Here is a 2,659-nt window from a genome sequence, read left to right on the forward strand (position 1 = left end):
GGCGCAGCTTCCTGCCCGAGCCGCAGGATGCGCTGCGCCTCGGGCAGGAAGCTGCGCCCGGCGGCGGTGAGGCGCACCGAGCGGCTGGTGCGGTCGAGGAGCTGCACGTCGAGGACGCGCTCCAGCACCTGGATCTGCCGCGACAGCGGCGGCTGGGTCATGTTCAGCCGGGCGGCGGCCCGGCCGAAATGCAGCTCCTCGGCCACGGTCGCGAAGCACCGGAGCTGGCTGAAGTCGAACATGCGTGCTCCTGACGGGACCCACCGGCTCTCGGGCGTACCGGACTTCCTTGCATCGCGCTGACGGTCGCGGCCAGACGGACGAGGCCAGCAAGGCGCCGATCGGTCCTGTCGGCTTGCCCCGCGATGCGCTTGACGGTCGTCGCCGTCGTTGACGGTCGTCCGAGCCTCCCTCATTTTGCGGACATGTTCGCGGGGGTTCCCCGGGCGCATCACGGGATGACTCCGATGGCCGGCACGTCCGCTCCGAACAGCCTCAACGTCGCCGAGCAGGTCGCCCGCGTCCTCCGGTCGAACGCCGAGACCCAAAAATTCATCGAGGAGCAGGCCAAGCTGCGTGCCGAGGCGGACAAGCTCGCGCGCGCGCGTGCCTTGGCACCCTGGCAGGTCGCCCTGTCCGGCATGGCCGCGGGTGCTGCGCTGTTCGGCGCGGACGCCGCCTTCGTCAAGGTGCTGGGCGGGTGACCGCCAGCCGCCTCCGCGACGTGCTCGCCCGGCTGCGCTGGTCGCAACGGGGCTTTGCTCAGGCGCTGGCCTGCGATGACCGCCTGGTGCGCCGCTGGGCGTCCGGGGATGCCGCGATCCCGCCCGATGTCGCCCGCTGGCTCGAAGCTCTGGCCGAGGCGCATACCCGCCACCCCGCGCCCGAAGGGTGGCGGCGGCGGTCCGCTTGAGCAGGTTGCGCAGGCGTGCCGTGCGGTCCCGCGCAACCTGCGACCGATCGGGACGCGTGACCGAAGACACGTCGCCGTTGAAGCGTTGCCTTGCCGACGCGAGCCGGCCCTAGCGCAGCTCCACCCGCCGGATCTCGCCGACGACGACGAGGTAGCAGAAGACGGCGACGAGCGCGTTCAGCCCGACGAACACCAGCGCGCCGTTGAACGACCCCGTCTGCTGCACGATGTAGCCGATCGCGATCGGGGTGGTGATGCCGGCGGTGTTGCCGAAGGTGTTGAACAGGCCGCCCGAGAGGCCGCCGCCCTGGCGCGGCGAGGTGTCGGAGACCACCGCCCAGCCGAGCGCCCCGACGCCCTTGCCGAAGAAGGCGAGCGCCATCAGCCCGACCACGAGGGCGTCGGTGGCGACGTAGTTGCAGCCGACGATCACCATCGAGAGCAGCATCCCGCCGACGATCGGGATCTTTCGCGAGGCGGTCAGCGAGTAGCCGCGCTTGAGCAGCCGGTCCGAGATCCAGCCGCCCAGGATGCCGCCGACGAAGCCGCAGAGCGCCGGCAGCACGGCGGCGAACCCCGCCTGCAGGATCGACAGGCCGCGCTCCTTCACGAGGTAGACGGGGAACCACGTCAGGAAGAAGTACGTCAGCGTGGTGATGCAGTACTGCCCGACATAGATCCCGAGCAGCATGCGGTTGGCGAGCAGCTGCCGGATGGTGCGGCCGGCGTCGACCTGGGCCACGCCCGCGTCGCGCCCGTCCATGTCGAGGAGGGCGCCGCCGGCCTCGATGTAGTCGCGCTCCCCCTGGTTGATCGCGGGGTGCTCCTTCGGGCCGTGGATCACCTGGGTCCACAGCAGGGCGAAGGCGATGCCGAGCGCGCCCATCAGGGTGAAGACGTGGTGCCAGCCGTAATGGTGGACGACGAAGCCCATCAGCGGCGTGAACAGCACGGTGGCGAAGTACTGCGAGGAGTTGAAGAAGGCCGAGGCGGTGCCGCGCTCGGCGGTGGGGAACCACGCCGCTGTGATCCGGGCGTTGGCGGGAAACACCGGCGCCTCGGCGAGGCCTACGAGGAGCCGCAGGCCGAACAGCACCGCCACCGCGGTGAAGCCGGTGAAGAAGCCGACGGCGCCCTGCATCAGCGTGAAGGCCGACCACAGGAAGATCGCGCCGGCGTAGACCCACTTCGCGCCGTAGCGGTCGAGCAGCCAGCCGCCGGGCAGCTGCGCCAGCACGTAGGACCAGGCGAAGGCGGAGAAGACGTAGCCCATCGCCACCGCGTCGAGGCCGAGGTCCTTGGCCAGCGACGGCCCGGCGATGGAGAGCGTGGCGCGGTCGGCGTAGTTGATGGTGGTGGCGATGAAGAGCATCGTCACGATGAGGAGCCGCACGCGGCTGCGCTTCACCGCGGTCATGGCGAGACCCGCGCCCATGGCGACCTTCTCCCTGAAGGCGGACCGCCCGGCCGTTGCCGGTGCGGACAGCGGTCGTTCTCTGACGACCCCTCGACGGGGTCCCGGCGACCGCTTGCGACCTCAGGTTAAGGGCGTGCTCGGCGCGGCGTCCAACTCAAAGGCTGAATGGATCGATGCAGGCTGCGCATCGATCGGCGGTGGGATGACGATGAACGACGTGGATGGGGACGGGGCTTGAGCGGACGGTACGGGCTGGAGATCCGGGCAGCCAACGCCGCCGACGCGCCGGGGCTCGCCGCCTTGATCGGCGCGGCGGGGCGGGGCATCGC

5 protein-coding genes are annotated in these 2,659 nt (G+C 70.7%); 3 read left to right on the forward strand and 2 right to left on the reverse strand.

Going from position 1 to position 2,659, the window contains the following annotated elements:
- On the reverse strand, positions 1-242 hold a 242-nt coding region (locus FV222_RS22475), incomplete at its 3' end, for a LysR family transcriptional regulator (protein WP_147815681.1).
- A gap of 225 nt (positions 243-467) precedes the next feature.
- On the opposite strand from FV222_RS22475, the gene FV222_RS22480 reads away from it, so the two are divergent.
- A complete protein-coding gene (locus tag FV222_RS22480; protein ID WP_147753501.1) occupies positions 468-704 on the forward strand; it encodes a hypothetical protein in 237 nt (78 codons plus the stop codon).
- Complete coding sequence (locus FV222_RS22485) at positions 701-913, forward strand: hypothetical protein (protein ID WP_147753500.1); 213 nt, start codon at positions 701-703, stop codon at positions 911-913. The genes FV222_RS22480 and FV222_RS22485 overlap by 4 nt, the downstream gene beginning before the upstream one ends.
- Positions 914-1,022: 109 nt before the next feature.
- Here FV222_RS22485 and FV222_RS22490 read toward each other — a convergent pair whose 3' ends face one another.
- Positions 1,023-2,348 carry an MFS transporter gene (locus FV222_RS22490; RefSeq protein ID WP_147753499.1) on the reverse strand — a complete coding sequence of 442 codons (1,326 nt, stop codon included), beginning with the start codon at positions 2,346-2,348 and terminating at the stop codon, positions 1,023-1,025.
- On the opposite strand from FV222_RS22490, the gene FV222_RS29975 reads away from it, so the two are divergent.
- A complete protein-coding gene (locus FV222_RS29975) occupies positions 2,347-2,568 on the forward strand; it encodes a hypothetical protein (RefSeq protein ID WP_187277428.1) in 222 nt (73 codons plus the stop codon). The genes FV222_RS22490 and FV222_RS29975 overlap by 2 nt on opposite strands.
- Positions 2,569-2,659 lie beyond the last annotated feature (91 nt).

Origin of the sequence: Methylobacterium sp. WL103 (genome assembly GCF_008039885.1) — a bacterium.
In the GTDB taxonomy this organism is placed as follows: domain Bacteria; phylum Pseudomonadota; class Alphaproteobacteria; order Rhizobiales; family Beijerinckiaceae; genus Methylobacterium; species Methylobacterium cerastii.